Consider the following 26,300-nt stretch of genomic DNA (forward strand, 5'->3'; position numbering starts at 1 on the left):
ACAAGAGCCGCGCTGCGCATGGGCACCATAATCATCGGCCATGAGTTCTCCACACGCACTGGCTGGCGACGCTGGCAGCATCACCCGCGTGGCCGGCATCGAGGTCGGCCACTTCACCGAAACCCGCCGCCCCACGGGCTGCACCGTCATCATGACCCGCGACGGCGCCGTGGCCGGCGTGGACGTGCGCGGCGCGGCCCCCGGCACCCGGGAGACGGACCTGCTGAACCCCTCCAACCTGGTGGACAAGGTCCACGCCATCGTGCTGGCCGGCGGCAGCGCCTGGGGGCTCGATGCTGCCAGCGGCGCGGTGCGCTGGCTGGAGGAGCGCGGTATCGGCTTCGATGTGGCCGTAGGCCGCCTGCCCATCGTGCCGGCCGCCGTGCTGTTCGACCTGCTGGTGGGCGACATGCGCATCCGCCCCGATGCAGCGGCAGGCTATGCCGCATGCGACGCCGCATCCACCGCCGACCCGGCCGAAGGCAATGTGGGCGCGGGCACGGGCGCGGCCCTGGGCAAGATCTTCGGCATACAGCGGGCGATGAAGGGCGGCATCGGCACGGCGTCCGTCACGGTGGACGGCGTGACCGTGGGCGCGCTCATCGCCTGCAACGCGCTGGGCGACGTGGTGGACCCCGACACCGCCCAGGTGATCGCCGGTGCCCGCAGCGACGATGGCCTGCGCCTTCGCGACACGCGCCGCGCCCTGCTGCGCGGCGACCCGCCCCAGCCTTTGCTGGCGGGCACCAACACCACCATCGGCGTGGTGGCCACCGACGCCGTCATCACCAAAGTGCAGGCCCACCGCCTGGCTGTGGCCGCGCACGACGGCCTGGCGCGCAGCATCAACCCGGTACACACCATGTCCGACGGCGACACGCTCTTCAGCCTGGGCACCGGCCGCGCCGGCAAGAGCCTGGGGATGATGGTGCTGGCCACCATGGCGGCGGAAGCCACGGCCATCGCCACCGCGCGCGCGGCGCGGGCTGCGCGATCAATCACGACGGCCGAAGGGCTCTACCTGCCCTGCGCGGCGGACCTGGGCTGATACAGGACGGGTGCTGCCTACCCTACCCCTGCCCTGCAGCGCCGAGTTCTTGCATGCCGGCGTGTCCCAGCCGGTAGCTCAGCCGGTCGGCCACCAGCCCCGCGCCAAGACGCTCGTAGAACGCGATGCCCCGTTGGTTGGAGGCTTTCACGTTCCAGTCCATGCGGGCGCAGCCGTGCTCCAGCGCAAACCGCGCGGCCCAGGCCATGAGGGCGCGCCCCACGCCCTCGCCACGGGCGCGCTCGCTCACGAACAGCTCCTTGATCAGGCATTGCCCGCCACTGTCAGCGCCCGGGTCCACCAGGGAATGCAGCAGCACCACGGCGGCCAACCCCGCCAGGGTGCCGTCGGCACGCGCCGCCACGGCCAGATACAGCGGCGAGCCAGCGGCCAGAAGGCGGCCATGAAGGTGGGCTCGCACCGCGTCGCGCGTGGCCGCAGGCTGAGGGTCACCTGGCAGGCGGTAGTAGGCGTTCAGTTCACACAGCAGGTCCACCAGGGACTCGTGCTGCGGCGGGCCGGCAAGTGTGATGAGCATGCTGCGCATTGTGCAGCGCCAGCGCCGCGGCCTGTCCCCGGCCCGGGCGGCACTGCCCTCGCGGGTGCGACACCTGGCTGAGGTCAGCGGCAGTCCAAGTCCGCTCCAGCACAAGCGACAAATTGCCCAAAAAATGTAAAAGACATTACAAAAAGCCAAAGATCTACACAACTATCAATTAAAAACTGGACGAGCGCACCTTTGCAGTGCAACCTGAGGTTGAACAGGTTCACCACGCAGGGCGCGCGTAACGTGTGTCTTGGCGTTTTCTTCTTCAACTTTTTTGGGGAGACGGCGATGCAGGCACCGCGGCAGGCGCAACGACGGACTGGTTCATCCAAAGTGACAGACATTTGGGCGCAGGAGCAGCCAACGGGGCAGATGCGGCGGGGGGCCGGCATCGTCCTGGCCTGCTTCGCCTGGGCATGTCCTGCCGGTGCTGACACGCTGACGGGCAATCTGCAATCGCAGATCCAGCTCACGGCGGGCTGCATGATCGCCGGCAGTTCCGGCGCTGCTTCGGGAGTCAACTTCGGCACGCTGGACTTCGGCACCAGACCCAGTACCTTCACCGGTACGGTGCAGGCCACAGCCTCGGGTGGCGAGGGCGTGTCGGGGCCCACGCAGTTGGTGTGCTCGCCCGATGTCCTCGGCATCAGCATCCAGGTCGGCCCGGGCAACTATGCAGGCCTGGGCGGCAGCATTGGGGCGGGCACACGGGCCATGCGCAACGGCAGCACCGCCGCCTACATTCCCTACGACGTCTACCGCGACTCGGGGCACAGCCAGGTCTACCCTCTCGCGTCCGCCATCAACGGCATCGCGGTGCCAGCCAATGGAGCGGCGTTTGCGCTGCCTATCTACGGTCAGATCAACAAGACCGATGCCACCGCGCTGCCGGCGGGCATGTACACGGACACGCTGCAGGTCACCGTGACCTACTGATTCTTTCTCGCCTCGTCCACCGCACCGTACGGACGGGCGCACGACCCGGCGGCAGCCACACCAGGCCTGCAGCCAGCAGCCACAGGGAGATCCAGATGAAAAACCACACGCAGGTGCGTGCAGCGGCCCCGGCACGCGCGGACCGTCCCACGGTGCTGCGGCCATTGCCCTGGCTGGTGCGGGCATTGCGCCTGGCGCTGGTGGCGCTTCCGGTGGCGGCGCTGGCAGCCACCATCCCGACCAATCCGTCGTTCTCGGTGTCGGCTTCGGTGGTCAGGGGCTGCGCCGTTTCGGGCAACACCGGCCAGGTCAGCGGCATTCCGTTCGGCAGCATCAACTTCGGCAGCCATCCGGCCCTGCAGTCTGGCGCCCTGCAGTCCATGGCGGGCAGCAGCATGGGCAGCCAAGCCAAGCTGGTTTGCACACCGGGAACCGCGGTGCAGATCAGCGTCGATGGCGGGCAGAACCGCGTGGGAGCGCAGCGGCGCATGTCCAACGGCGCCGGCAAGTACGTGCCCTACGACCTGGAGCTCGTACAGGGCACTCCCGCCCTGCTCGCTCCCAACGTGCCCGTGGGCCTGGTGATCGACGCCACGCCACTGGCCCTGCCAGTGCGTGGCACGGCCACGCTGCCAGGCGCGACGGCGGCAGCGGGCATCTATGCGGATACCGTGCAGGTGACCCTGTCATGGTGACCCCCAGCGGACTCCCCCATCCATGGCGCATGCGCCAGCACGCGGACTCCTCCACCGGCACCACCGCCCGCAATGCGCTGCGGTACTGGCTGTGCACCCTGTGGCTTGTCATGGCGTGCGCGGCGCCAGCCCGCGCGGCGACTCCGCTGATGATCTGGCCGGTGGACCCGATGATCACCGAGCAGCAACAGGCGGTTGCGGTGTGGGTGGAGAACCGGGGCGTGGCTGCGGTATCGCTGCAGGTCCGCGTGATGGATTGGAGCCAGACCGAGGGCGAGGAGTTTCTGTCGTCCCAGAAAGAGATCTTGGCCAGCCCTCCGATCAGCGTGATCCCCCCTGGCAAGCGGCAGATGATCCGCCTGATCGCGTCGCACCCCGTGCCGCCGGAGCTGGAGGTGGCCTATCGCGTGCTCATCGACGAATTGCCTGCGCCAGACAACGAAGCGCAAGCCACCACACAGGACGCAGCCGGCATGGGCATCCGGCTGAAGGTGCGCTACGCCATACCCCTGTTCGTGTATGGGAGCGGCGCGCAGCCCTTCAGGGCCACGCATTCCCAGGCGCTGCGCAGCGGCAAGGGCAAGCCGCTGCCGCCCGATCTCACCTGGACTACGGTCAAGGAAGGCAAGGTGCACCGCCTGGTGGTGCGCAACAAGGGCAGGGGCCACGCTCGCATCACCGCAGTGCGCTGGGGCACCCGGGCGCCGCGCCCCGACATCACCGTCAACGAAGGGCTGATGGGCTACGTGCTGCCCAACAGCCAGATGAAATGGGACCTGGAAGCGCCCCCGCCCGGCGACCCGGTGCTCAAGGCGAACATCAACGGGCATGAGACCCTTGTGCCCCGTGGTGCGGAATGAGCGGCCATCCCTGTGGGTCCGAGCCGGGCGTGCGCTGGTGGCAAGCACCCTCGTTCCAGCGCAGATATCCGCCGACACCGTGACCGCACCGGCAGCGCCTGCATCGAATCCGGTGCCCGCAGGCGCGCCGGGACTGCATGCTCTGGCGGTTCCGCCCACCGTGCCGGCCCAGCCCGCCCGGGACGCCCCGGGACCTGTTCGGTCCCCACCGCCGGGTGCGTCCCTGCTGTATCTGGACGTGCAGGTCAACGGCCAGGCCCAGGGACAACTGGTGGAGGTCGTGCACAACGGGGACGACTTCGAGATCGAAGCCGAAACCCTGCGGCGCATGCATATCCACAACGGCCAGCCGCGCAACACCCGCCTGGCCGTGAACCGGCTGCCCGGGGTGACACTGGAATACGAGCCGCTCACGCAGCAACTTTTGCTGTCCGTGCCGCCCCAGTGGCTGCCCATGCAGCGGCTGGCGGACGAAACGCCGCAGGAGTTCCCCGGCAGCAGCGCCGGCACTGGCTGGCTGCTGAACTACGACCTCTACAGCACGCATTCGCGCAGGCACTCCTTGACCTCCGTGTGGTCGGAGCAGCGCTATTTCAGCCCCGAAGGCGTGGTTTCCAACACAGGACTGGTGCGCATGCAGGTGCGTGACGCGAGCCGCGGGTATGTGCGTTTCGACACGCGCTGGACGCGTACCGACACGGGGACAGCCAGCGAGGCGATCTACGGAGACATCGTCACCGGCGCACTGCCCTGGAGCACCTCGGTACGCCTGGGCGGGGTGCAATGGTCGCGCAACTTCGGGGTGCGGCCCGATCTCGTCACCTACCCCTTGCCCCAGTTCGCCGGGCAGGCGGCCGTGCCATCCGCCGTGGACCTGTTTCTCAACGGATTCAAGGCATTCAGCCACCGGGTGGCGCCCGGCCCTTTCACGCTCAGCGAGATGCCGCTGGTCAGCGGCGCAGGAACGGCTTCGGTGGTCACGACGGATGCGCTGGGCCGGCAGGTGTACACCACCATCCCGTTCTACGTGCACCGCGAGTTGCTGCGCCCGGGCTGGACGGACTACTCGCTGTCGCTGGGCGCCCTGCGCCGTGACTACGGAGTGCGCAGCTTCTCGTACGGTCGGCCTGTCGGCACGGGCGTGTACCGCCAGGGGCTGTCGGACCGCATCACGCTGGAAGCCCAGGCCCAGGTAGGCAAAGGCCTCGGTGTGGCGGGCGTTGGAGGGCTGGCGGGGCTCGGCATGATGGGCATCGCCAATGCGTCGATCACCCGAGGCTACACGTCGCTATCGGGCAGCGGCTGGCAATACAGCACCGGCTGGCAGTACAACACGCAGCGCGCTGGGGTCTCCATTCAGCAAAGTGGCCGCACGGCCCGCTTTGGCGACGCCAGCACCTACGCGGACGACCGCTACCAGTTGCCCCGGCGCACCCGCCAGCTGAACCTCAGCTGGACGCTGGGCAACGGAGCCGTCACGGCCGGCTGGCTGGACACGCGCAGCGCCCGCAGCGAGCGCAGCCGCATCGCATTCGCCAGCTACAGCGCTCCTTTGCGCAGCAACACCTACCTTACCGTGACCGCCGGACGCACGCTGGAGACCGGCGAGAACCAGTTGCGCCTTCAATTGACATACTTCCTGGGCGGCAGCTCCACCGTGCAGGTGGCGTCGGGCAAGACACACGGCTCCACTCAGACCTACGCCAGCTACCAGCGCTCCCTGCCGACCGAAGGCGGCTGGGGATGGAACGCGTCGCACACATTGTCCGGGGGGCCCGAGCGATACGGCCAGGCCGCTGTGCAGTTCCGCAACGGCACGCTGGCCCTGGAGGGCGGCGTGAGCACCAGCGCAGGCCAGACCATGCAGTGGGGAGGGATGGCCGGGTCGCTGGGCATGATGGATGGTCATCTGTTTGCGGCCAACCGGGTGCACGACGGCTTTGCCCTGGTGTCCACCCAGGGCATGCCCGATGTGCCCATCATGTACGAGAACCAGCTGGCCGGCTACACCAACGCGCAGGGCTATCTGCTGGTGCCCAGCGTGCCCGCGTACTACGCAGGCCGCTATGCCGTGGACCCGCTCACCCTGCCGGCCGACGTTGACATCCCGGCGCTGGAGCGGCGCATGGCCGTCTCGCGCAATGCCGGCATGCTGGTCAAGTTGCCCGTGCTCAAGATGCGCACGGCCACCATCACTCTGGTGGACCAAGACGCCAAACCTGTGCCGGCTGGCAGCATGGTGCACCACACGCCCGGGGGCATGCACACCGTGGTGGGATGGGATGGCGTGGTGTACCTCACCGTGCTGCACCCCCACAACCAGTTGGTGGTGCGCACGCCCGAAGGCCCCGAATGCCGGGCGGAATTCAGCGAGGCCGACTACATGGCGGCACGAGACTTCGTCGTTCGATGTGCGAAGGCCGCAAGCCCCCCGCCCCAAGGAGCCCAGCGTTGAAACCAACCCGTGTACTGCTGGCCTGGCAGCCTTTTTTTCACGCACGGAAGGCATCCACGTGGCGCTGGTTGCGTGGGGCATTGGCACTCGCCCTCGTTATTTGCTCGCTGCCGGCGGCGGCGGTGTGCACCCCCGTGGAGAGCAGCGGCGTACTGGGGTCGCACCCCTCGCAACGGGTGCGCACGGGCACCCCCATCACGACCACGGCGGATTTCCGGTTTGGTTGCGGCACCGTGGTACTGGCCGTGCTCTCGACGCCCGCGCTCAAGGCCAAGATCACCACAGCCACCACGGGGCTGACCCTCAAGAAAACCACCGACACCGCCATCACCGTGCCTTACGAGCTCACGCCCGTGGGCGGTGGCACGTTCACGCAGGGACTGCTCATCATCGACCTCAACAGCAGCAACGTGGTGTCGCTGCTGAGCAACAACCAGGCCATCATCAACCTGAAGATCACCACGCTCACGGGTGCCAATGTGCCTGCCGGTACGTACACGGACAACATCACCGTGAACTGGACATACGCCAACATCTGCGAAGGCATCGCCGTGGCCAATGCCTGTGTGGGCAACCTGCGCACGGGCAGCGTGGACCGCACCATCACCGTGACGCTCGTCGTGACAAACGACTGCACCATCACAGCGCCGGACGTGCAGTTCGGCACTGCCCCCCTGCCCGGCGCGTTCAACACTGTGGCGCAGAACATCACGCTGCTGTGCACCAAGGGAATGGCTTACACGGTAGGGCTGGACCCGGGCATCTACGGCAGCGGCGCCCGGCGCCAGATGGCCAGCGGAGCCAATCGGCTGCAGTACAACATCTTTCGGCAGGACCAGTCCGTCTGGGGCCATCTGGGCAGCGCGCGCGTTGCCAACTTGGGCCTGGCCGATGGTTTAACGCCCCACGTGATTCCGTACACCGCCACCATCTATGCCGACCAGCCCGCAGTGCCGCAAGGCAGCTACACCGACAGCGTGAAAGTCGATGTGCAGTTCTGAAACCTGCCAGGAGGCCGCGAACCGCATCACAATATCCCGACCGTACACCGCCCCGGTCCACCGGGGCATTGCATTGCCACAATCGCTGCGAAAAGGAAGAACCATGAACGACCCGGCCTTTCGGAAACACGCTTGGCTGCTTTGCCTGCCATTGTTGGTGAACCCCCTGGGTACCCAGGCCCAGACGCAGGACCAGTTGGTGGACCTGCGCTCCAGCGGCGGCTACAACTCCTACCGCCTGGCGGACGACGTGACCCAGGTCGACCTGGTGGAGCAGACGCAAGGCGCCTGCCGTTTCAACCGCACCTGGGGCTATGACCTCACCAACCGCGAACTCTGGACCAACGGCGGCTGCGGCGGCCGTTTCAAGGTGTCGCACAGCTACGCCGCCGGCAGCAACAACGGCAGCGGCTCCAACGCCGGAGCGGCCGTCGCCGCGGTTGCGGCCATCGCAGGCATTGCACTGCTGGCCAACCACAACCGGCATGACGACGACCGGCGCCCGGAGTACCCGGACCCCGGCTACGGCGGCCGTGGTGGCGAGATCCGTGTGGATGGACGCCTGTGCCTGGATGTGCGGGGAGGCAAGTTCCAGCCGGGCACCACCCTGCAGGTATACGAATGCAATGGCACTGCCTCCCAGCGGTTTGCCGTGGGACGCGGCGGCGAGATCCGCGTGCGCGACCTGTGCGTGGATGTGGACCGCGGTGACCCGCGTGACGGAGCCCGGGTGGTGCTTTGGTCCTGCTCCGGGTCGCGCAGCCAGAGCTGGGGTACGCGCGGCGGCCAGATCGTGAGCAACCTCAACGGCAAGTGCCTGGACGTCGAGGACGGCCGCCTCCGACCGGAAGCACCCGCCATGGTGTGGTCCTGCAACCGCAGCCCCAGCCAGCGCTGGTGGTGGTAACACAAGAAGGACCGGAAGGAAGCACCATGAACATGCCCCACTCTGAAGCAGCCACCGCAAGCCGTGACGTGCAGCCCTTCATGGCCGCACGCAAGGCCTATCTTGGACGGAGGGCCATTGGCCTTGGCATTGCCCTTGCCGTGGCGGGGATGGCAGTGTCCACCCGCCTGCACGCGGCCGATGCGCCTGTCTCATCCCCTGCAGTGCCGCAGAGACCTGCAGCCGCCGCGCCGGGCGACGCCCACAAGCCAGCCGCAAAATCACGCGGGCAACGTCTCCAGGCCATCTGCTCCGCCGCAGACCTGAACCACGACGGGACCGTGTCGCTCGACGAGTTTCACCAGGACATCGTTCAAAGCTGGCACAGCCTCGGACCCGACGCTGCAGGCTACGTGAATCTCGCACAACTGGCCCAGGTGCCGCGCATCGGCAAGGGCCGCTTGAAGCGTCTGGCTGCGAGCGACAAGGACGGTGACGGCAAGCTGTCCTTCAAGGAGGTCGTAGAGACCCGCATGGCCTATTTCGAGGCTGCGGACACGAACCAAAACGACGAGTTGTCGATCCAGGAGTGCGTGACCTACGAACGCCAGCGGCGCGCCGGCAAGCAGTAGCCAGGGCTTTTCCGCTCCCCAGGCCACGGGATAATCGTGATCCTGCGGCCAGCGATGCAGCGATGCAGCGCTGCCGGACTGTCCCTGCCAGCATCGAACCCGCAGGTGCCGCCAACGCGGCAGATGCAGCCAGCGCCCATGCAGTGAAGGCACTGCCACCATCACGCGCCGATCTCTACACCGACCACCCATGCCCCAGGCCTTCCGAAACACCTTTCTGACACTGCGCGACCTCATCGCCTCTGCGGGGCCGCTGGCCTTCCTGGCGGTGGGCCTGTTGATGCTCGCCTATTGGTGGCTCAACCCCAACCCGCCCAAGAAGGTCACGCTGGCCACCGGCCCAGCACAAAGCGCATACGAGGAGTTCGGCAAGCGCTATCAGAAAGCCCTGGCGGTGGACGGAATCGAGGTGGTGCTGCTGCCCAGCGACGGCTCTTCGCAGAACCTGCAGTTGCTGCGGGAAGGCAAGGCCGATCTGGCGTTCGTGCAGGGCGGCACGGCCCAGTTGCTGCCCGACGATGCCGACCAGCCCCTGTCACTGGGCAGCCTCTTCGTGGAACCCGTCTGGGTGTTCTACCGCACCGATGCTGCCGAGAGCCACTACAACACGCCCCGGCTCGACAGCCTTCGCCAACTGCGCGGTTGGCGGGTGAACGTAGGCTCCGAAGGCAGCGGCGTGCCCAAGCTGATGGAAACGCTGCTGGAAGCCAACAAGGTCGACCCTGGCGCCGTGAAAATGGTGCGACTGGAACAGACACCGGCCACCATGGACTTCCTGGCAGGCAGGCTCGACGCACTGGTGTTCGCATCCGCGCCCGAGTCGCTGATGGTGCAAATGCTGCTGCAAACGCCAGGGGTGCAGTTGCTGGACTTCGCGCAGCACGAGGCCTATGCCCGGCGTTTTCCGTTTCTCACGCCCGTGACGCTGCCGCGCGGCGTAGTGGACCTGGCGGCCAATGTGCCGACGCGGGACGTGCGGCTGGTGGCCTCCACCACATCCTTGCTGGCGCGCGACGGCACGCATCCGGCGCTGCTCACGCTGTTTGCCCAGAACGCACAAAAGCTGCACGGGGGCTCGGGCTGGTTCAACCGAGCACGCGAGTTCCCCAACTCGCGTGCCAGCGAGCTGCCCATCGCCAAGGAAGGCGATCGCGCCATGAACGAGCCCGTGCCGATGCTGCAGCGCTACCTGCCGTTCTGGATTGCCAACCTGATAGAACGCATGTGGCTGGTGCTGGGCATCTTGCTGGCCGTGATGCTGCCGCTGTCCCGCGTGGTCCCGCCGCTGTACCAGTTCCGGGTGCGCTCGCGCGTGTTCCGCTGGTACGGCAGACTGCGCGAGATCGAGAACGACATGGAAGCGGGGCGGTCGGATCCCGCCACCCTGATCACGGCCCTGGACACTTTGGAAGCGCAGGCCGAGAAGGTCAGCGTGCCCTTGTCGTACGCGGACGAGCTATACGCTCTGCGCAGCAACATCCACCTGATCCGCAAAAAGCTGCTGCGCCTGCAGGCCGGAGGCCCTGCCGCGCAGGGCGCATAGACCGAGACGGTTGCCGCGGCAGGGTCGCTCGCGGGAGAAAGGAGCACGGACGCAGCGTCTTCAGTGCCACCGTCACCGCAGAACTGGATAGCCAGTCGGCATGCCTGGATGCATGCCTTGAGCACAATGCGCCGCTCAGCGGTCCTTGCCTGCAGTCTTGCCGCTGGGGGACAGGGGTGCCGACTTGGACATCGGAGCCGACCGCGACAGTGGGGCGGACTTGGACAGTGGAGCCGACCTCGACAACGCCGCCATCCTGGAGCTGGATGGCGTGCGCGACGATGACGCCGAGCGGCGCGCATCAGCGTCCGAGCCGGAGTCGGCCACGCCTGCATCCGTGCTTCTGGCACCAGCAGGCTTGGTCGTCTGGGACGGCGTGGGAATCAGCCTCAGCGAACCCTCGGATGCCAATTTGTCGCGCATGCGCCGTGTCATAGACTGCGTGCTGGCATCGGGCGCCGTGAACAGGAACAGCGTGCCGTGGGGGCTGGACCAGGTCAGCTGCGTGCGCACCACGCGCCCGTTGGTGACCAGTTCCACCCAGGCACCGATCACGAAGTCTGCATAAGGATCGGGCGCAGACGCCACCGGCGCCTGAACGTCTTCTCCCTGCACCAGATCGGCTGTTTCGGGCACTGCCGGTGAGTCCGTGGGCGCTACATCCTCCTGCGCGGACACCGCTTCCACAGGCGATTCCACCTCGGGTTCGGGCAGGGGGGCCGTCTTGGCTGCCACCACGGGCGCGGGCTTTTCGAAAGCCTCCTGGTGCAGGCCCACAAGCCGCTGCAGCAACGCACTGGTCTGCACGGCAGGATAACCGATGGTCTTGAGCCCCTTGCGCAACTTGGCCAGAAGACCGGGAATGGAATCATTGAGCCGGTCAGGATCCTGCCGCGAGAGGTCCGGCTGCGCGCTCCACAGCAGCACGGGCACCAGCGCGAGATAGCCGCCCGGGTCTTCGTCCTCGGAATCGGAAGGCTTGAGCACCTGAGCCAATGCCACCACGTCGGCCCAAGGGCCGGCTGCAAAATCAAGGATGTCTGCCGGCACACCACCGACGCCCGGCAGCTTGCGGATGTCTGCCGCAATCTTTTCGGCCAGCATCTCGCGCTGCTCGGCATGCAGCAGCGCCTTTTGCTGCGCTTCCTGATGGGCCTTGAGCTTTTTCTCCTGGGTGTCCCAAGCGGATTGCAAGGCCTTGAGCACTGTGTCGAACGGTCCCGCATCCTTGATGTCAGAAGCGGCCAGGTGATCGACGGCGCCCTTGAGCAGCCGCATGAAGCTGCTGAATCCAGGCGCGGTCTCGGTGGTGAACGCCAGGCTGCGCTGGGTCAATTCGTCCAAAAGGCGTCGGGCCGGGTGAGTGCCTTCGGTGAAAAAACGCCCATCATGTTGCACCAGTTGCTTGAGTGCCGGCTCCAGCGTCTGCACGGCCTTTTGAACAGGCGGCAGCAGCCGGGCGTCCTGGGCGATGTTGAACATCATGCGCCCCACAACTTCCATGGCGACGACGGCGGACTGGGTCGCACCTTCCATGGGCACCGTGGCATACGCCACGGGCGCCACGCCCGGCGGCAGACGCCAGCCGGACAAGGGTACAGGCAGGGATCCTGGCTGGCTCACGCTGCCCGCCGCCACCCCTGCTGCAACCGATCCGCCAGCAAGGCGGCCAACCAGGCGCTCCAGTTGCGCCATGTCTTCCATCGCCTCTGCCGCAGCATTGGCCGGGTAGTAGCCGCCGGCAGCCGCTGAGCCCGCCACTGCGGCCACACCTGCAGCCGGCGCGGGCCCGCTGTGACCCGATTGAGACGGATACACGCCGTTCGCCGGCACGGCCGCCTCGACCGGTACACCCATGGCTGGCATGGCGGCATAGTTGCGCGGGTCGAAAGGGTCCCCCCCGGCCAGCATCTGCCGCAGTATGCCCACCGTCAGCATGGCCTCTTCGGCGGCCATGGGCATGCCGCCTTGCTGGGAATCTCCACTCCACCCGGTCGAAGGCCCCGCGCCCCCGCGCGCATAGCCGCCCATGCCCGGGTCCATGGCCCCTTGCACCGAATGGCCGTAGCCGGAGTAGCCTGTGCCGTATCCGGTGCCGTACCCCGTTCCGGGGCCACTGCCGTACCCGGTCCCGTAGCCGGTTCCTGAATAGCCACCCGTCCCGGGGCCGGGCCGCGCGCTGCCCGAGGGGGTTCCGAGCACGGCATAGCCCACGGGCTGCACGCCATGCTCGCGCAGGCTGGCAGCAGTGCGCCGGTACTCCTCGACCAGCAACTTGCCCAGCAGATCGCGCATGTGCTGCATCCACAACTGCCGCACCTCGGGCGACACGCCGGTGTCGCCAACCACCTGCTGGAGAGCGCGGATGTAGCTTTCAGGACGCAGTGGATTGCGCTCGGGCTGCACGCTGCGCAGCCCTTGCGCCGAGCTGACCAGGGTATTGAGTTCGGCCAGCACGGCGTCCGTCGCGTGCAGGGCCGACTGCTGGGCCTTGGAGAGTTCGACCTGCGCCTGCATCTCGTTCTCGTCCAGGAGCGAGAGTTCGCCGAAGTCCATGCCGGTGTCTTCTGCCGAGCTGCGGCCCTTGGCCATGGACGGGCCTTCGGCGAAGGTTTCCAGCAAGGCCATGGAATAGCCCTTCACGAGGGCTCCCTCGTGCTGGTTGAGCAGGCGCAGGCTGTCGCTGAGGAGATTGCGCTGCTGGATATTGCGAACGACCGATTCTTCCTCGGCCAAGGCAGACTGCGTCACCTTGACCAACTGCTGCATCAACGCCTCGCCCCCGCGCACGGCGTTGACGACACAGGCGCGGAAAACAGTTCTCGGATGAGACGCAGGCTGGGACATGGTGGGGGAAGAATCGGGCGAGGGGTTTCCAGATGCAATCCTACTTGACCTGAAAGCTTCTTTCAGGCCTTTTAAACCCGCACCCTATGGCTTATTTCAGGGCTTTGTAGCGCATGCGCTTGGGTTTGGCCCCTTCTTCGCCCAATCGCTTCTTCTTGTCGGCCTCGTACTCCTGGTAATTGCCGTCAAAGAATGTCCACTGGCTATCACCCTCGGCGGCCAGGATGTGGGTGGCGATGCGGTCGAGGAACCAGCGATCGTGGCTGATAACCAACACCGTGCCGGCGTACTCCAGCAGAGCATCTTCCAGCGCACGCAGGGTTTCCACGTCCAGGTCGTTCGAGGGTTCGTCCAGCAGCAGCACATTGCCGCCAGCGATCAAGGTCTTGGCCAGATGCAGCCGACCGCGTTCGCCGCCGGAGAGCATGCCCACCTTCTTTTGCTGGTCGCCACCGTTGAAGTTGAAGCGTCCGGCATAGGCCCGGCTGGCCATGGTGAACTTGCCGATGTTGATCATGTCCAGGCCGCCCGAAATGTCTTCCCAGACGGTCTTGTCATCCGACAGCGCATCGCGGTGCTGGTCCACGAAGGCCATCTTCACCGTGGCGCCGATCACGACCTCTCCACTGTCGGGCTGCTCGCGGCCGGCGATCAGCTTGAACAGCGTGGATTTACCGGCCCCGTTCGGGCCGATGATGCCGACAATGGCGCCGGCAGGAATGGTCATGGACAGGTTGTCGATGAGCACACGGTCGCCAAAGGACTTGGTGACGTTGTGGAACTCGATGACCTGCGTACCCAGGCGGTCGGCGACGGGAATGAAGATTTCCTGCGTCTCGTTGCGGCGCTGGTATTCGTAGTCGCTCAGCTCCTCGAAGCGGGCGATACGCGCCTTGCTCTTGGCCTGGCGGCCCTTTGCGTTCTGGCGCACCCACTCCAGTTCCTTCTTCAGGGCCTTGGCGCGGGCTTCCTCGCCCTTGTTCTCGGACTCCAGGCGGGCCTGTTTCTGGTCCAGCCAGGTGCTGTAGTTGCCCTTGTAGGGGTGGCCGTAGCCCCGGTCGAGTTCCAGGATCCACTCGGCCGCGTTGTCGAGGAAGTAGCGATCATGGGTAATGGCCACCACGGTGCCAGGGAAGCGGTGCAGGAACTGCTCGAGCCAGTCCACGGACTCGGCGTCCAAGTGGTTGGTGGGCTCGTCGAGCAGCAGCATGTCAGGCTTGGACAGCAGCAGGCGGCACAGCGCGATGCGGCGCTTTTCGCCGCCGGACAGCAGGCCGACCTTGGCATCCCACGGGGGCAGGCGCAGCGCGTCGGCGGCGATTTCAAGCTGGTGTTCGGAGTCTGTGCCGGCCGTGGCGATCACCGCTTCCAGGCGGGCCTGTTCGGCAGCCAGCGCGTCGAAGTCGGCATCGGGCTCGGCATAGGCGGCGTACACCTCTTCGAGCTTGGCCTTGGCGGCGAAGACTTCGCCCATGGCCTCTTCCACGCTCTCGCGCACCGTGTGCTCATTGTTGAGCTGAGGCTCCTGGGGCAGGTAGCCGATCTTGATCCCGGGCATGGGGATGGCTTCGCCTTCGATTTCCTTGTCCACGCCCGCCATGATCTTGAGCAGAGTGGACTTGCCCGAGCCGTTCAGGCCCAGCACGCCGATCTTGGCGCCCGGGAAGAAGCTCAGCGAGATGTCCTTCAAGATCTGCCGCTTGGGCGGCACGGTCTTGGAGACGCGGTTCATCGAATAAACGTATTGGGCCATTGGGTTCTAACCTGCGAGAAAGTTGGCAAAAATTTTTGCGTTCAAAGGGCGATTATCAGGCCATGCGACAATACGCCCAGCGACGGGCTCCAGTTGCCCGCTGCATCAGCACACCGCTGGGGACGAAGGAAGCACCCCAACTTCCGGGCTCCCACTCTAGAACCTCTTCGGCTTGAGACTGGCTCGGCAACCCCCGGTTGCACGACAGGCCGATACCAGCGCCCCGGATGGGCGCATTCAACGACATGACATTTGACGATTTGAACCTGGCTCCTGCCATCCTGAAGGCCGTGCACGAAACGGGCTACGAGACCCCGACGCCCATTCAGGCCCAGGCCATTCCCGCTGTCCTGGAGGGCCATGACCTTCTGGCCGGCGCGCAGACCGGCACCGGCAAGACCGCCGCGTTCACCCTGCCCATGCTGCACCGCCTCTCGCTGGGCACGGTGCCCAAGAACAAGTTCGGCGGAAAGGGCATCCGCGCCCTGGTGCTGACCCCCACCCGCGAGCTGGCAGCCCAGGTGGAAGAATCCGTGCGCGAGTACGGCAAATACCTGGACATAAACTCCACCGTCGTCTTTGGCGGCGTGGGCATGAACCCACAGATCGACCGCATCAAGCGCGGCGTGGACATCCTGGTGGCCACCCCCGGTCGCCTGCTGGACCTGCAGCAGCAGGGCTTCATGGACCTGTCCACGGTGGAAGTGCTGGTGCTCGACGAAGCCGACCGCATGCTGGACATGGGCTTCATCCACGACGTGAAGAAGGTGCTGGCCCTGGTGCCCAAGGACAAGCAAAGCCTGCTGTTCTCGGCCACCTTCAGCGACGAGATCCGCGAGCTGGCCAACACCCTGCTCAAGAACCCCCAAAGCATTCAGGTCACTCCGCGCAACACCACGGTGCAGCGTATCACCCAGGTGATCCACCCCGTGGGCCGTGGAAAGAAAAAGCAGGTGCTGCTGCACATCATCCAGCAGCACAACTGGAGCCAGGTGCTGGTGTTCACCCGCACCAAGTTCGGCGCGAACAACGTGGCCGAATTCCTGACCAAGAACGGCGTGAACGCCATGGCCTTGCACGGCAACAAGAGCCAGAGCGCCCGCACGCAGGCCCTGGCCGGATTCAAGAGCGGTGACATCCGCGCGCTGGTGGCCACGGACATCGCCGCGCGTGGCATCGACATCGACGAGTTGCCGCACGTCGTGAACTACGAAATCCCCAACGTCTCGGAAGACTATGTGCACCGGATCGGCCGCACGGGCCGCGCCGGCAACAGCGGCGAAGCCGTGAGCCTGGTCTGCATGGACGAAGAAGGCTTCATGATGGAGATCGAGCGCTTCACCAAGCAGCAGATCCCCGTGCAGGTCATCGAAGGCTTCGGACCCGAACCCGGCGAGAAGGCCGAGCCCATCGCCATGGGCCGCCAGACCATCTGGGGCGGCGCGGGCAAGCCCCCGAGCCGTGATGTGATGCAGGCCGCCGCCAAGGCTGCGCGCAGCGAAATGATGGAGCGCATCCGCACCAACAAGGCCGGCCAGGGCGCCGGTGGTGGCGGCAGTGGAGACCGTGGCCCCCGTCCTGGCGGCGGCGGCAATGGTGGTGGTGGCCGTGGCGGCCGGGCCGGTGGCGGCGCGAATGCAGGCGGCAGCGCCAGTGCCAACGGCCCCAGGGGCGCCCGTGCTGGTGGCGGCGCAGGCGGGGGCGGCGGAGCACGCTCCGGAGGCCAGGCGCCCGCACGCGGCCGGTCTGGCGGTGGTAGCGGTGGCTACGGTGCCGGCGGTGGCGGTGGCGGACATCGCTACGACGACTCGCAGCCTCCTCGCGCTGACGCCCACCTGGGCACGCATTCGGGACACAGCAATCCGGGCCACCGCGCCTCCGGCCATGGGGCTGGCGGCCAGCCCGACCCCATGCGCACCAGCGTTGACAGCATGGGCGGCGGACGCCGAGGCGGTGGATATCGTGGCGGCAATGGCGGTGGAGGCGGTTATGGCGGAGGCTCGGGTGGCGGTGGTGGCCGGGGCAACGGGTCTCGTGGGCCAGGCGGTTCTCGCGGATCTTTTGGCCGCTGAGACTGCCCGCCAGGGCAAAGCGGCTTCAACGCCCGCCGCAACAGTGCATGTACTGCATGCACAGGGCCGGCGCGCCCCCGCGCCAGGCCATCCACGGCTGCGCCTGCACGCCGTTGACTTTGCGGCACTGCCCGCATTGCCGCCTGTGGACGATGTCTACATCACCCTGGGGACCACCATCGCGGCGGCAGGCAGCCAAACGGCCTTTCGCGCGGTCGACCATGACGCTGTGATGGCCACCGCGCGCGCTGCACGCGCGGCAGGTGCCACGCGCTGTGGCGTGGTCACGGCCATGGGCGCCGACCCGCGTTCGCGCATTTTCTACAACCGTGTCAAAGGCGAGGTCGAACGCGACCTGCGAAGCCTGGGCTTCGAGACCCTCGTGATTGCACGCCCCTCCCTGCTCATCGGCGAACGCCAGGCACTGCAGCAGGCACCACGGCGCGGGGAATCGCTCGCCATCAAGGCCTCCCGCTGGCTCAACCCCCTCCTGCCCGCCAGTTACCGGGCCCGTCCGGGCGCCGACGTGGCGCATGCCCTGGTGCACGCCGTGCAATCGCTGCCTGCCGGGGTTCACGTACTGTCAGGCCGCGCCCTGCAGCCCATGGGGTGACGGCGGCTGCCGCCCCAAGGCATGATGCAGGGCCGCTCCAAAGCTTCGCTCTCCATGCGCCCCAACGACATTCCCGTACCGCTGGCCACCCTGATGGTGGCCACCTGCAATGTGCTGAACCTGGCCAACCCGGGGCGCATGTTCTATGAAAACCAGGACCCTTACACAGAGGCCGAATTCGACCGCAAGCTGACCTGGCTGGGCAGCCGCTTTCGCATGCTCAATGCGGATGTGCTGGCAGTGCAGGAGGTCTGGGACGATGCGGCCTTCAAGGGAGCGCTTTCCCGAAGCGGGCTGCGCTACGATTTCGTGGCGGTGCCCGGCGCAGAGAACGACGGGATGCACCAGGGGGCGCAAGGCACGCCGCGCGTGGGCATAGCCACTCGGCTCAAGGTGGATGCACTGCAGTCGTTTGCGGAGTTCCCGCCGGGCCTGGAGGTTGAAGTGCCCGGCCTGGGACGCCACGCGCGCTTCGAGCGACCTCCCCTCGTGGTGACGATGCACATGAAACACGGGCAGACGCTGAATGTGCTCACCGCCCACCTCAAATCCAAGCGCCCCAAGTTCCTGCAGGACGGGCACGGCAACCCTGTGGAAGACCGTGGCGACCCGAAGGTGATGGCCCTGGCGTCGCTGCGCTCGCTCATCATGCGCGGCGCCGAGGCCTTGGCGCTGCGCTGCCTGGTCATCGACCTGCTGCACCGCACCAGCGTTCCTCTCGTGGTGTTGGGTGATTTCAACGACACGCCCGACAGCGTGACCACGCAGCTGATCTGCGCCACCAACGAAATCGCCTACGACCGGGAAGCACGCGACGTCGCCCTGTTCAACGCGTACGAGTTGCAGGGCGATGCGGCGCTCAAAAAGGACGTGGCGTACTCGCACATCCACCAAGGTACTCCCAGCGTGCTGGACCAGATCTTGGTGAGTGAAGAGTTCCTGCACAACGGCCGCAACAGCATCGGCGATGTGCGCAGGGTGGACTATTTCAATGACCACCTGCACGAGGGGCGCGACCGCTCGCGGTCCGACCACGGCTTCGTGCGAGCGCTGCTGAGGCTCCGGATGCTGGATCAAACGCGGGTGGAGACCGGCGCACCATCGGTACAGCTCCCTGCACCGGAAAACACAGCGCCGCCACGTGCCGGCCGGCCAACGGCTCCCGAGGGCCTGAGCAGGCCCGCGGGGCCGATCCGCCAGACAAATCTGCAACGTCAATAGCTGCCGAACGTTGTCAATCGCCCGTTTGCAACGGGATGTACGCTGACACAGGACGGGCCGGACGGGCAGGTAACATCGCCGTAACAATGCCGCTGTCGCGGCCCTCACCGGCACCACACCATGACCATGTACACCTTTTTCCGGCGCAATCCGCGCGGTTCGGCCCCCCGGCCCCTGCCCGCCTTGTCACAACAGACGGCCTGGAAGGTGTCAGCCACCCTGGCAGCCGTGCTGCTCAGCGCATGCTCCAGCACACCGCTGCCTCCGTGGCCGTCGAACCCGACGGCGCGCCCGAACGTGCCGGCCCCCCTGCCCAACAGGCCGCAGCAGGGCAACGTGGTACCCAAGCCGGTACCCAAACCGCTGGGGCAAGCCGGCGGGCTTCAGGCGCCACATCAGGGTGCTGTTGCCAGCCCGCTACCACCGTCCGCACCGCTGGTGGTGCAAAACGAAGGCCCGCTGGCGCCGCCCTATGGGGCTGCCGTCGCGGCACGGTTCCCGGAACCCGCCATGACCTACGCCACGCCCGGGCTGGGGGCAGACCGCCGCGCATTCACCACAAACGCCGAGCTGGCGCAATGGCTGCGCTCCCTGGATGATCCGGCACATCGCGGCGCCACCCGCACGCGGCTGCTGAACCTTGGCATGTCGCAGCGCGGCGAGCCGCTCCTGGGCCTGGTGGTCGCGCGCGCGGCAGGCACCGATCCGGTACAGCTGGACAACAGCGGCAAGCCCACCGTCGTCCTCATCGGTCAGCAGCACGGCGACGAGCCCGCCGGCAGCGAGGCCCTGCTCGTCATCAGCCGTGAGCTCACGCAAGGCCTGCTGGAGCCCCTGCTGGACCGCATCAACGTGGTGATCGTTCCCCGCGCCAACCCCGATGGCGCTGCTGCGGGCACGCGCGTGACGGCCAACGGCGTGGACATGAACCGGGACCACCTGTTGCTCAACACCCCGGAAGCGCGCGCATTGGCCAAGGTCGTGAACGACTACCGCCCCATACTCGTCCTGGACGCGCACGAATACACAGTCGGGGGCCGCTACCTGCAGAAGTTCAATGCCATTCAGCGCTACGACGCGCTGCTGCAATACGCTACCACGGCCAACTACCCGGAGTTCCTGACGAAGGCTTCCCAGGAGTGGTTCTACCAGCCCATGGTCGCAGCCCTCAAGGCGCAGGGACTGACAAGCGACTGGTACTACACCACCTCCAACAACCCGGATGACAAGCTCATCTCGATGGGAGGCACGCAGCCCGACACCGGCCGTAACGTCAACGGCTTGAAGAACACCGTGAGCCTGCTGGTCGAGACCCGCGGCGTAGGCATCGGGCGGATGCACATCCAGCGCCGGGTGCATTCGCAGGTCACGGCCATCGCCAGCGCGCTGCGCAGCACCGCCGAGCGTGCCGCCAACCTGGAACAGGTGCGCTCTTTCGTGGCACGCGACATCAGCGCACAGGCCTGCCGCGACCAGGTCGTGGTGGAAGCCGCGGCCACGACCACCCAGCGCGAACTCGAGTTCCTGGACCCTGACACCGGCGCCACGCGACCCATCCGTGTGGACTGGAACTCCTCCCTCACGCTGCGCCCCACCAAGACACGTGCCCGGCCGTGTGGCTACTGGCTGTCTGCCAGTTCCACCGCTGCGGTCGAGCGGCTCAAACTGCTGGGCCTGCAGGTGATGCGCGTGGCCGAGTCGGGCTCCGCACTGGCCGACACCTACCGCGAAACCGCACGGGAATCCGGCGACCGTCAGGATGTGATCGGAACCATCGCTGGTGGCACGGGCATCATCCGCGTTCAGGTGGCTCCCCTGCGCAGTGCCATCGACGTGCCTGCCGGCAGCTTCTACGTGCCTCTGAACCAGCCGCGCGCCAACCTTGCCGTGGCCGCACTAGAACCCGACACGCAAAACAGCTATTTCGCCAATCGGTTGATCGATGAATTGGCCCACACCGCGCGCATCATGAGCAACCCGTCGCTGGTGTTTGAGGAGGCCGACTGACCACGGCCCCGGGCTTCTCCAGGCCCCTGCAGTCGAGTCGCACGGCAGCAAGCGTCGGTGCGTCAGGCCCGCAATGCTATTAATTAGATAGCTTCCAGCGCTTGTCCATCAAGTTCCGGAGTCGTTTTTTACCTGTAATTTGGCTCAGGTGCGGCTGTGCAGAGGCGCCGGCGCAGTCGCGCGTGCACGGCGCGTCTCGGTGCGCTCCACGACATAGCGCGACATGGCCTGGGCCAGGGCCTCGTCGGCGAGGAACACCGCGCTGTCGCACTCCTGCGTGAGCCTGCGGGCCTCGTCGCTGCTATGGCTGCGCACCACCGTTTCGATGTGCGGATTGAGCGTGCGTGCCGTGCCAATGATCTGCCGCACATTGAGCGTGTCGGGCGTGGCGATCACCAGCATGGCCGCCCGGGCAATATGCGCCTGGATCAGCACGGCCGGATCCACCGCATCGCCAAAGACGGCGGCCACCCCGGACTCCCGCAACGCCTCCACGAGCTCGCGGTTCTGCTCCGCCACCACGAAGGGAATGTCGTTGGCCGCCAACACTGCTGCCACGCGCCGCCCGACCCGCCCATAGCCGACCAGCACCACCTGCCGCGCCAGGTAACGCGAATCGGTGGTCATGGGCAACTCGGCCAAGGGATCGTCGCGCTGCTCCAGCCGCCGCGCCAGCGCGGAGCGCGCACGCAGCCATTCCTGCAGCGGAGCGATCGCACGAAAGAGCATCGGATTGAGAGCCATCGAGATCAAGGCGCCGGCCAGCACCAGGCTGGCCCCCTCGGCGGGCAAAAGCCCGAGCGACGAACCCAGCGCCACCAGGATGAACGAAAACTCGCCGATCTGCGCCAGGCTCGCGGACACGGTCAGCGCTGTATTGAGCGGGTAGCGGAAGGCCAGCACCAGCGCCGCCGCCGCCAGGGTCTTGCCCAGCATGATGATGGCCACCACAGCCAGAACCTGTACGGGCCGGGCCCAGAGCACCGAGGGATCGAACAGCATCCCTACCGAGACGAAAAACAGCACCGCAAATGCATCACGCAGCGGCAGGGACTCTTCGGCTGCGCGATGGCTGAACTCCGACTCGCGCATCACCATGCCGGCGAAAAAGGCGCCCAGCGCAAACGAGACGCCGAACAAGGCCGCAGACCCGAACGCAATGCTGACCGCGGCAGCCACCACGCAAAGCGTGAACAGCTCACGCGACCCAGTGCGGGCCACCTGCCAGAGCACCCAGGGAAACAGGCGGCGCCCCACCAGCAGCATCAGCGCCACAAAGCCGCCCACCTGCAACAGCGTCCATCCCAGCGTCTTCCACAGAGTTGCGCCATCGATAGCCGCCCCCGCCTGCCCACCGCTGCCACCCAGCCAGCCCGCCAGCGGCGGCAGCAGCACCAGCACCAGCACCATGGCGAGGTCTTCGACCACCAGCCAGCCCACCGCAATGCGCCCTGTGTGGCTGTCGAGAATTCCCAACGTCTCCAGAGCCCGAAGCAACACCACCGTGCTGGCCACCGACAACGCCAGGCCGAAAACCAGGGCGCCGCCCCAACTCCAACCCCACCAGGCGGCCAGTCCCATGCCGAGCGCCGTGGCCACCATCATCTGCACCACGGCCCCGGGCACGGCGATGCGGCGCACAGCCAGCAAGTCGCCCCACGAGAAATGCAGGCCCACGCCGAACATCAGCAGCATCACGCCGATCTCGGCCAGTTGGCTGGCCATGGCTGTATCTGCCACGAAGCCGGGTGTATAGGGGCCAATCACCACGCCCGCGAGCAGGTACCCCACGAGAGCGGGCAACTTGAGCCGTGCAGCCACAAACCCCAAAGCCAGCGCCAAGCCGAGTGCCGCAGCAATGGTGTTGATGAGGTTGACACTGTGCGGCATGGGTGGGAAGGGGTTTTGGGAAAACAATCGCGCGACGCGTGCGCCACTCCGTTATAACCGCATCCGCCGCGAACTGGCCACTACGCCCGCAAATGCCGGCCCCTCGGTTTAGAAAGCGCGGCCGCGGCAGGTATGATCCAGGGTCTGCGCCAGGCATCACGGCCATCCACTGCCGAAACACTTGCCGAGTGCGACGGCCCTTGCGGCCGATACCACATCCATCCATCTGCCCGTAGCTCAACCGGATAGAGCAATTGCCTTCTAAGCAATAGGTCGGGGGTTCGAGTCCCTCCGGGCAGGCCAGTTCTCACCGCCGCTAGCCATTCTCGGGCGGCGCTTTTGCGTCTGTCCTGGCCGTTCAGTGCGGATTGCCCGGACGCATCGATTTGCACATGACCCGCGCGGCTCGAACCGAAGATTGCCGACGCAAGGTGGATGAGTTCGGGCCTGCCCAAGTCATGGCCACGCAGACCGAGATGACTTGATAGGCGCCCCTGCGAGCCGAGCAACGGGTCACACCGTCACCTGGACAAGCTGTCGGAATGGATGTTGTCAGCGAGGCCATCCGCGCAAAGCCCGATGATGTGGGCACACAGGCGAGGAAAAAACAAAAGCCGCTGCAACTTTTACAGTTGCAGCGGCTTTGCTGATTTTGGGGTGGCTGATGGGGCTCGAACCCACGACAACAGGAATCACAATCCTGGACTCTACCAACTGAGCTACAGCCACCGTAGCTTCGTATTATAGCCCGAGATTTTCACTCTCGGTCCAAATTGCTCAATTTTCTGCGACTGCCTGCACCGCAGCGTCCGGACGCGGTGCCTTGATCTGCACCTTGTAGCGCTGCTTGAGGAGTTCGTAGTAGGCCAGGCCCTCTGCGGTGGTCCACCACTGCAGGTACTGCTGGCGCTCCTGCTGGGCGCGCTGCGCGTCAGGCGCCTGGCGGGGCACCACGCGGTTGACCTTGATCACGGCGTAGCCCTCGCTGCCCAGATCGACGCCGGTCCAGCCCGGCAGGCTGTCGGCAGGGGCGCGCAGGGCTGCGTCGATCACCTGGCGTGACTGGCCCTGGGGCTGTTCGCGCGAGATTTCCACCGCGGCGGGCAAGCCCGTCGCGGCCCCTGCGTTGGCCTTCCAGGCGGCCAGCTTCGCCTCCCCTTCCTTGCGTGCTTGCTCTGCGGCGCGCTGCGCGACAAAGAGAGATTTCACGCGGGGGCGCACTTCGTCCAGGGTGAGCGCGCGGGCGGGGGTGTAAGTGGTGATGCGACCCGCAGCCATCTGGCTCGGCCCCACTTCCACAGCCTCTGTGTTGCGCTTGTTCTGCACAGAATCACTGGAGAACAGCGCCTCCAGGAATTTGCTGTTGGCCAGAGGACCTTGGGCACCGGGCATGGGCGTGCGCGTCACACCGCTGGCGCTGTGCACCTTGAGCTTGAGCTTCTCGGCCACAGGCTGCAGGCTATCGGCCTGCTCATAAACACTGTTGGTGAACGATTCAGCCACTTCCGCGAACTTGCGCTGCGCCTGCTGCTGCCTGAGTTCCGCTTCCAGCGAAGGACGCAATTCCTCGAACGTCGGCTGGCGGGGCGTCTTGATGTCGGTCAGTTGAATGATGTGATACCCGAAATCCGACTCGACCACATCGCTGATCTCGCCCTTCTTGAGCGCAAACGCTGCGTCTTCAAAAGGCTTGACCATCGCGTTGCGGCCAAAGAAGTTCAGGTCTCCACCCGCAACGGCCGAGCCCTTGTCGTCCGAGGACTTCTTGGCCACCTCCGCAAAGCTCGAAGGCGTCTTGCGCACCTGGGCGAGCAGTTCTTCGGCGCGGTCCTTGGCCTTCTGGCGATCAGCCGCGGGGGCGTCCTTGGGCGCATTGATGAGGATGTGGCTCGCGCGGCGCTCTTCCTTGCCCGACAGGCGCGACAGGTTTTCCTTGTAGTAGGTGCGCAGGTCGTCTTCGCTCAGCGTGATGCCGGAACGCACGCTGTCCAGGTCCAGCACCACATATTCCACCGAAGCCTGCTCAGTCTGCTGGAACTGCGAGGTATGGCCCTTGTAGTAAGCCTCCAGTTCCGCGTCAGTGGGCTCTGCCTTGGACGCGAAATCCGTCGCCTTGAAGCGAACGATCTGCACTTCGCGCCGCTCATAAAGCGGGTCCAGCGCCAGCTTGACCTGCGCATCGGTGCCAAAGGCCGAACCCATGACACCGCCCATGACCTGATTGACCGACAGGTCGCGTCGCACGTTGGCCTCAAAGCCTTCGGGCGTAAGGCCCTGCGTGCTCACCAGGGCACGGTAGGCCTCGGCGTCGAGCGTGCCGTCGGCGCGCTTGAGGTTGGCGATGGCGGGAATCTCCTGCAGGCTGCGGGCCAGGCGGGCGTCGCTGGTCACCAGATGCATGTCTTTGGCGGCAGCGGCCAGTACGCGGTCGCGCACCAGGCGCTCCAGCGTGGCGTAGCGGGACTGGGGAGAATCCAGCAGCTTGGGATCGACCGTGGGAGACTGAGCGCGAATGCGGTCGGTTTCCATGCGATGTGCGTTGTCCCAGTCGGTCTGGTTGATCTTGTGGCCGTCGACGCGGGCGACCACTGGGCTCTTTTCAGAGAAGTAGTTGCTGTCGATGCCTACCAGCACAAACGATGGAATGATCAGCAAGAACAATAAGATCATGACGATCCTGGAGTGCTTGCGGATGGATTCAAACATGGTCGATCTTTCAGAAGACAAAAACAAAAGGCGAACTTGCGTTCGCCTTTGTTCGGTGGTGGTGGGTCCTGACGGTCTCGAACCGCCGACCTACTCCGTGTAAAGGAGCCGCTCTACCAACTGAGCTAAGGACCCCGCCTAAACAACTGATCCTCAGTTCAAGGCATCTTTCAATGCCTTGCCAGGACGAAACTTTGGAACTTTAGCAGCTTTGATTTTAATCGTGGCGCCGGTACGGGGATTGCGGCCCGTACGGGCAGCGCGCTTGCCGACTGCGAAAGTGCCGAAACCGACGAGCGAAACAGTGCCGCCCTTCTTCAGGGTCTTCTTGACGGCCTCGATCGTGGATTCCAGAGCACGCGCAGCAGCGGCCTTGGAGATGTCGGCGTTGGTAGCGATGTGCTCAATCAGTTCGGTTTTGTTCACAAGAAGCCTCTCGGGAAAAGAGTTGATGGATGTCTCGCGGATATCTGGTCTTCACACGTCCGAAAGCGCAGCCTGAGGAAGGCTGGAGGAAAGCAGACGGGGGAATGACTGGCATACACAGCAGTGGCTGCTGCATCAGATTAAAGCCATCGAGTTTCCGGG

General features: G+C 66.0%; 19 protein-coding genes and 3 tRNA genes. 14 read left to right on the forward strand and 8 right to left on the reverse strand.

Annotation, left to right across the window (positions count from 1 at the left end):
- The first annotated feature begins 40 nt into the window (after positions 1–40).
- Entirely contained in the window at positions 41–1,048 is a 1,008-nt protein-coding gene (locus KW835_RS07790; RefSeq protein WP_218381781.1) for a P1 family peptidase, read from the forward strand.
- Between the two features lie 22 nt (positions 1,049–1,070).
- Here KW835_RS07790 and KW835_RS07795 read toward each other — a convergent pair whose 3' ends face one another.
- Positions 1,071–1,586, reverse strand: a complete 516-nt coding sequence (locus KW835_RS07795; protein WP_255593365.1) for an N-acetyltransferase — start codon at positions 1,584–1,586, stop codon at positions 1,071–1,073.
- A 342-nt stretch (positions 1,587–1,928) separates the two neighbouring features.
- Here KW835_RS07795 and KW835_RS07800 point away from each other — a divergent pair, with 342 nt between their 5' ends.
- The 8 genes from KW835_RS07800 to KW835_RS07835 all read left to right on the forward strand — a co-directional run bounded on the left by KW835_RS07800 (position 1,929) and on the right by KW835_RS07835 (position 10,603).
- Complete coding sequence (locus tag KW835_RS07800; RefSeq protein WP_339385516.1) at positions 1,929–2,531, forward strand: spore coat U domain-containing protein; 603 nt, start codon at positions 1,929–1,931, stop codon at positions 2,529–2,531.
- Between the two features lie 95 nt (positions 2,532–2,626).
- The gene (locus KW835_RS07805; RefSeq protein WP_218381783.1) at positions 2,627–3,226 is read left to right on the forward strand and encodes a spore coat U domain-containing protein; all 600 of its coding nucleotides are present in this window, start codon (positions 2,627–2,629) and stop codon (positions 3,224–3,226) included.
- Positions 3,220–4,086, forward strand: a complete 867-nt coding sequence (locus tag KW835_RS07810; protein ID WP_255593366.1) for a molecular chaperone — start codon at positions 3,220–3,222, stop codon at positions 4,084–4,086. Before KW835_RS07805 ends, KW835_RS07810 begins: the two co-directional genes overlap by 7 nt.
- A 37-nt stretch (positions 4,087–4,123) precedes the next feature.
- On the forward strand, positions 4,124–6,541 hold the full coding sequence (locus KW835_RS07815) for a fimbria/pilus outer membrane usher protein (protein WP_339385517.1): 2,418 nt from the start codon (positions 4,124–4,126) through the stop codon (positions 6,539–6,541).
- Positions 6,542–6,621: 80 nt separating this feature from the next.
- Complete coding sequence (locus tag KW835_RS07820) at positions 6,622–7,542, forward strand: spore coat U domain-containing protein (RefSeq protein WP_255593367.1); 921 nt, start codon at positions 6,622–6,624, stop codon at positions 7,540–7,542.
- 103 nt (positions 7,543–7,645) lie between these two features.
- Positions 7,646–8,449, forward strand: coding sequence for a lectin (locus tag KW835_RS07825; protein WP_218381786.1), 804 nt, complete (start codon positions 7,646–7,648; stop codon positions 8,447–8,449).
- 26 nt (positions 8,450–8,475) lie between these two features.
- Positions 8,476–9,060, forward strand: a complete 585-nt coding sequence (locus tag KW835_RS07830) for an EF-hand domain-containing protein (protein WP_255593368.1) — start codon at positions 8,476–8,478, stop codon at positions 9,058–9,060.
- 190 nt (positions 9,061–9,250) lie between these two features.
- The gene (locus tag KW835_RS07835; RefSeq protein ID WP_218381787.1) at positions 9,251–10,603 is read left to right on the forward strand and encodes a TAXI family TRAP transporter solute-binding subunit; all 1,353 of its coding nucleotides are present in this window, start codon (positions 9,251–9,253) and stop codon (positions 10,601–10,603) included.
- A gap of 135 nt (positions 10,604–10,738) precedes the next feature.
- Here the strand turns inward: KW835_RS07835 and KW835_RS07840 are convergent, their stop codons facing one another.
- Together KW835_RS07840 and ettA are read right to left on the reverse strand one after the other, a co-directional pair.
- Complete coding sequence (locus tag KW835_RS07840; RefSeq protein ID WP_218381788.1) at positions 10,739–13,450, reverse strand: DUF1631 family protein; 2,712 nt, start codon at positions 13,448–13,450, stop codon at positions 10,739–10,741.
- A 91-nt stretch (positions 13,451–13,541) separates the two neighbouring features.
- Positions 13,542–15,203, reverse strand: a complete 1,662-nt coding sequence (ettA, locus tag KW835_RS07845) for an energy-dependent translational throttle protein EttA (RefSeq protein ID WP_218381789.1) — start codon at positions 15,201–15,203, stop codon at positions 13,542–13,544.
- A 245-nt stretch (positions 15,204–15,448) separates the two neighbouring features.
- Here ettA and KW835_RS07850 point away from each other — a divergent pair, with 245 nt between their 5' ends.
- The 4 genes from KW835_RS07850 to KW835_RS07865 all read left to right on the forward strand — a co-directional run bounded on the left by KW835_RS07850 (position 15,449) and on the right by KW835_RS07865 (position 21,116).
- On the forward strand, positions 15,449–17,275 hold the full coding sequence (locus KW835_RS07850; protein WP_218381790.1) for a DEAD/DEAH box helicase: 1,827 nt from the start codon (positions 15,449–15,451) through the stop codon (positions 17,273–17,275).
- A gap of 43 nt (positions 17,276–17,318) precedes the next feature.
- Positions 17,319–17,888, forward strand: a complete 570-nt coding sequence (locus KW835_RS07855; RefSeq protein WP_370633598.1) for a nucleoside-diphosphate sugar epimerase — start codon at positions 17,319–17,321, stop codon at positions 17,886–17,888.
- A gap of 54 nt (positions 17,889–17,942) precedes the next feature.
- Entirely contained in the window at positions 17,943–19,109 is a 1,167-nt protein-coding gene (locus KW835_RS07860) for an endonuclease/exonuclease/phosphatase family protein (RefSeq protein WP_218381792.1), read from the forward strand.
- A gap of 120 nt (positions 19,110–19,229) precedes the next feature.
- Positions 19,230–21,116 carry a M14 family metallopeptidase gene (locus tag KW835_RS07865; protein ID WP_255593369.1) on the forward strand — a complete coding sequence of 629 codons (1,887 nt, stop codon included), beginning with the start codon at positions 19,230–19,232 and terminating at the stop codon, positions 21,114–21,116.
- A gap of 144 nt (positions 21,117–21,260) precedes the next feature.
- On the opposite strand, the gene ybaL is transcribed toward KW835_RS07865, so the two are convergent.
- On the reverse strand, positions 21,261–23,006 hold the full coding sequence (gene ybaL, locus KW835_RS07870; RefSeq protein ID WP_218381793.1) for a YbaL family putative K(+) efflux transporter: 1,746 nt from the start codon (positions 23,004–23,006) through the stop codon (positions 21,261–21,263).
- A gap of 226 nt (positions 23,007–23,232) precedes the next feature.
- On the opposite strand from ybaL, the gene KW835_RS07875 reads away from it, so the two are divergent.
- Positions 23,233–23,309, forward strand: a tRNA-Arg gene (locus KW835_RS07875).
- Between the two features lie 350 nt (positions 23,310–23,659).
- On the opposite strand, the gene KW835_RS07880 is transcribed toward KW835_RS07875, so the two are convergent.
- The 4 genes from KW835_RS07880 to KW835_RS07895 form a co-directional block, all read right to left on the reverse strand.
- Positions 23,660–23,735, reverse strand: a tRNA-His gene (locus tag KW835_RS07880).
- A 48-nt stretch (positions 23,736–23,783) separates the two neighbouring features.
- Positions 23,784–25,712: a SurA N-terminal domain-containing protein gene (locus KW835_RS07885; RefSeq protein ID WP_218381794.1), complete on the reverse strand. Its 1,929-nt coding sequence runs from the start codon at positions 25,710–25,712 to the stop codon at positions 23,784–23,786.
- Between the two features lie 59 nt (positions 25,713–25,771).
- A tRNA-Val gene (locus KW835_RS07890) sits at positions 25,772–25,847 on the reverse strand.
- 18 nt (positions 25,848–25,865) lie between these two features.
- Positions 25,866–26,138, reverse strand: a complete 273-nt coding sequence (locus KW835_RS07895; protein WP_008906675.1) for an HU family DNA-binding protein — start codon at positions 26,136–26,138, stop codon at positions 25,866–25,868.
- Positions 26,139–26,300: the final 162 nt, after the last annotated feature.

The organism is Acidovorax sp. sic0104 (assembly GCF_019219095.1).
In the GTDB taxonomy this organism is placed as follows: domain Bacteria; phylum Pseudomonadota; class Gammaproteobacteria; order Burkholderiales; family Burkholderiaceae_C; genus Acidovorax.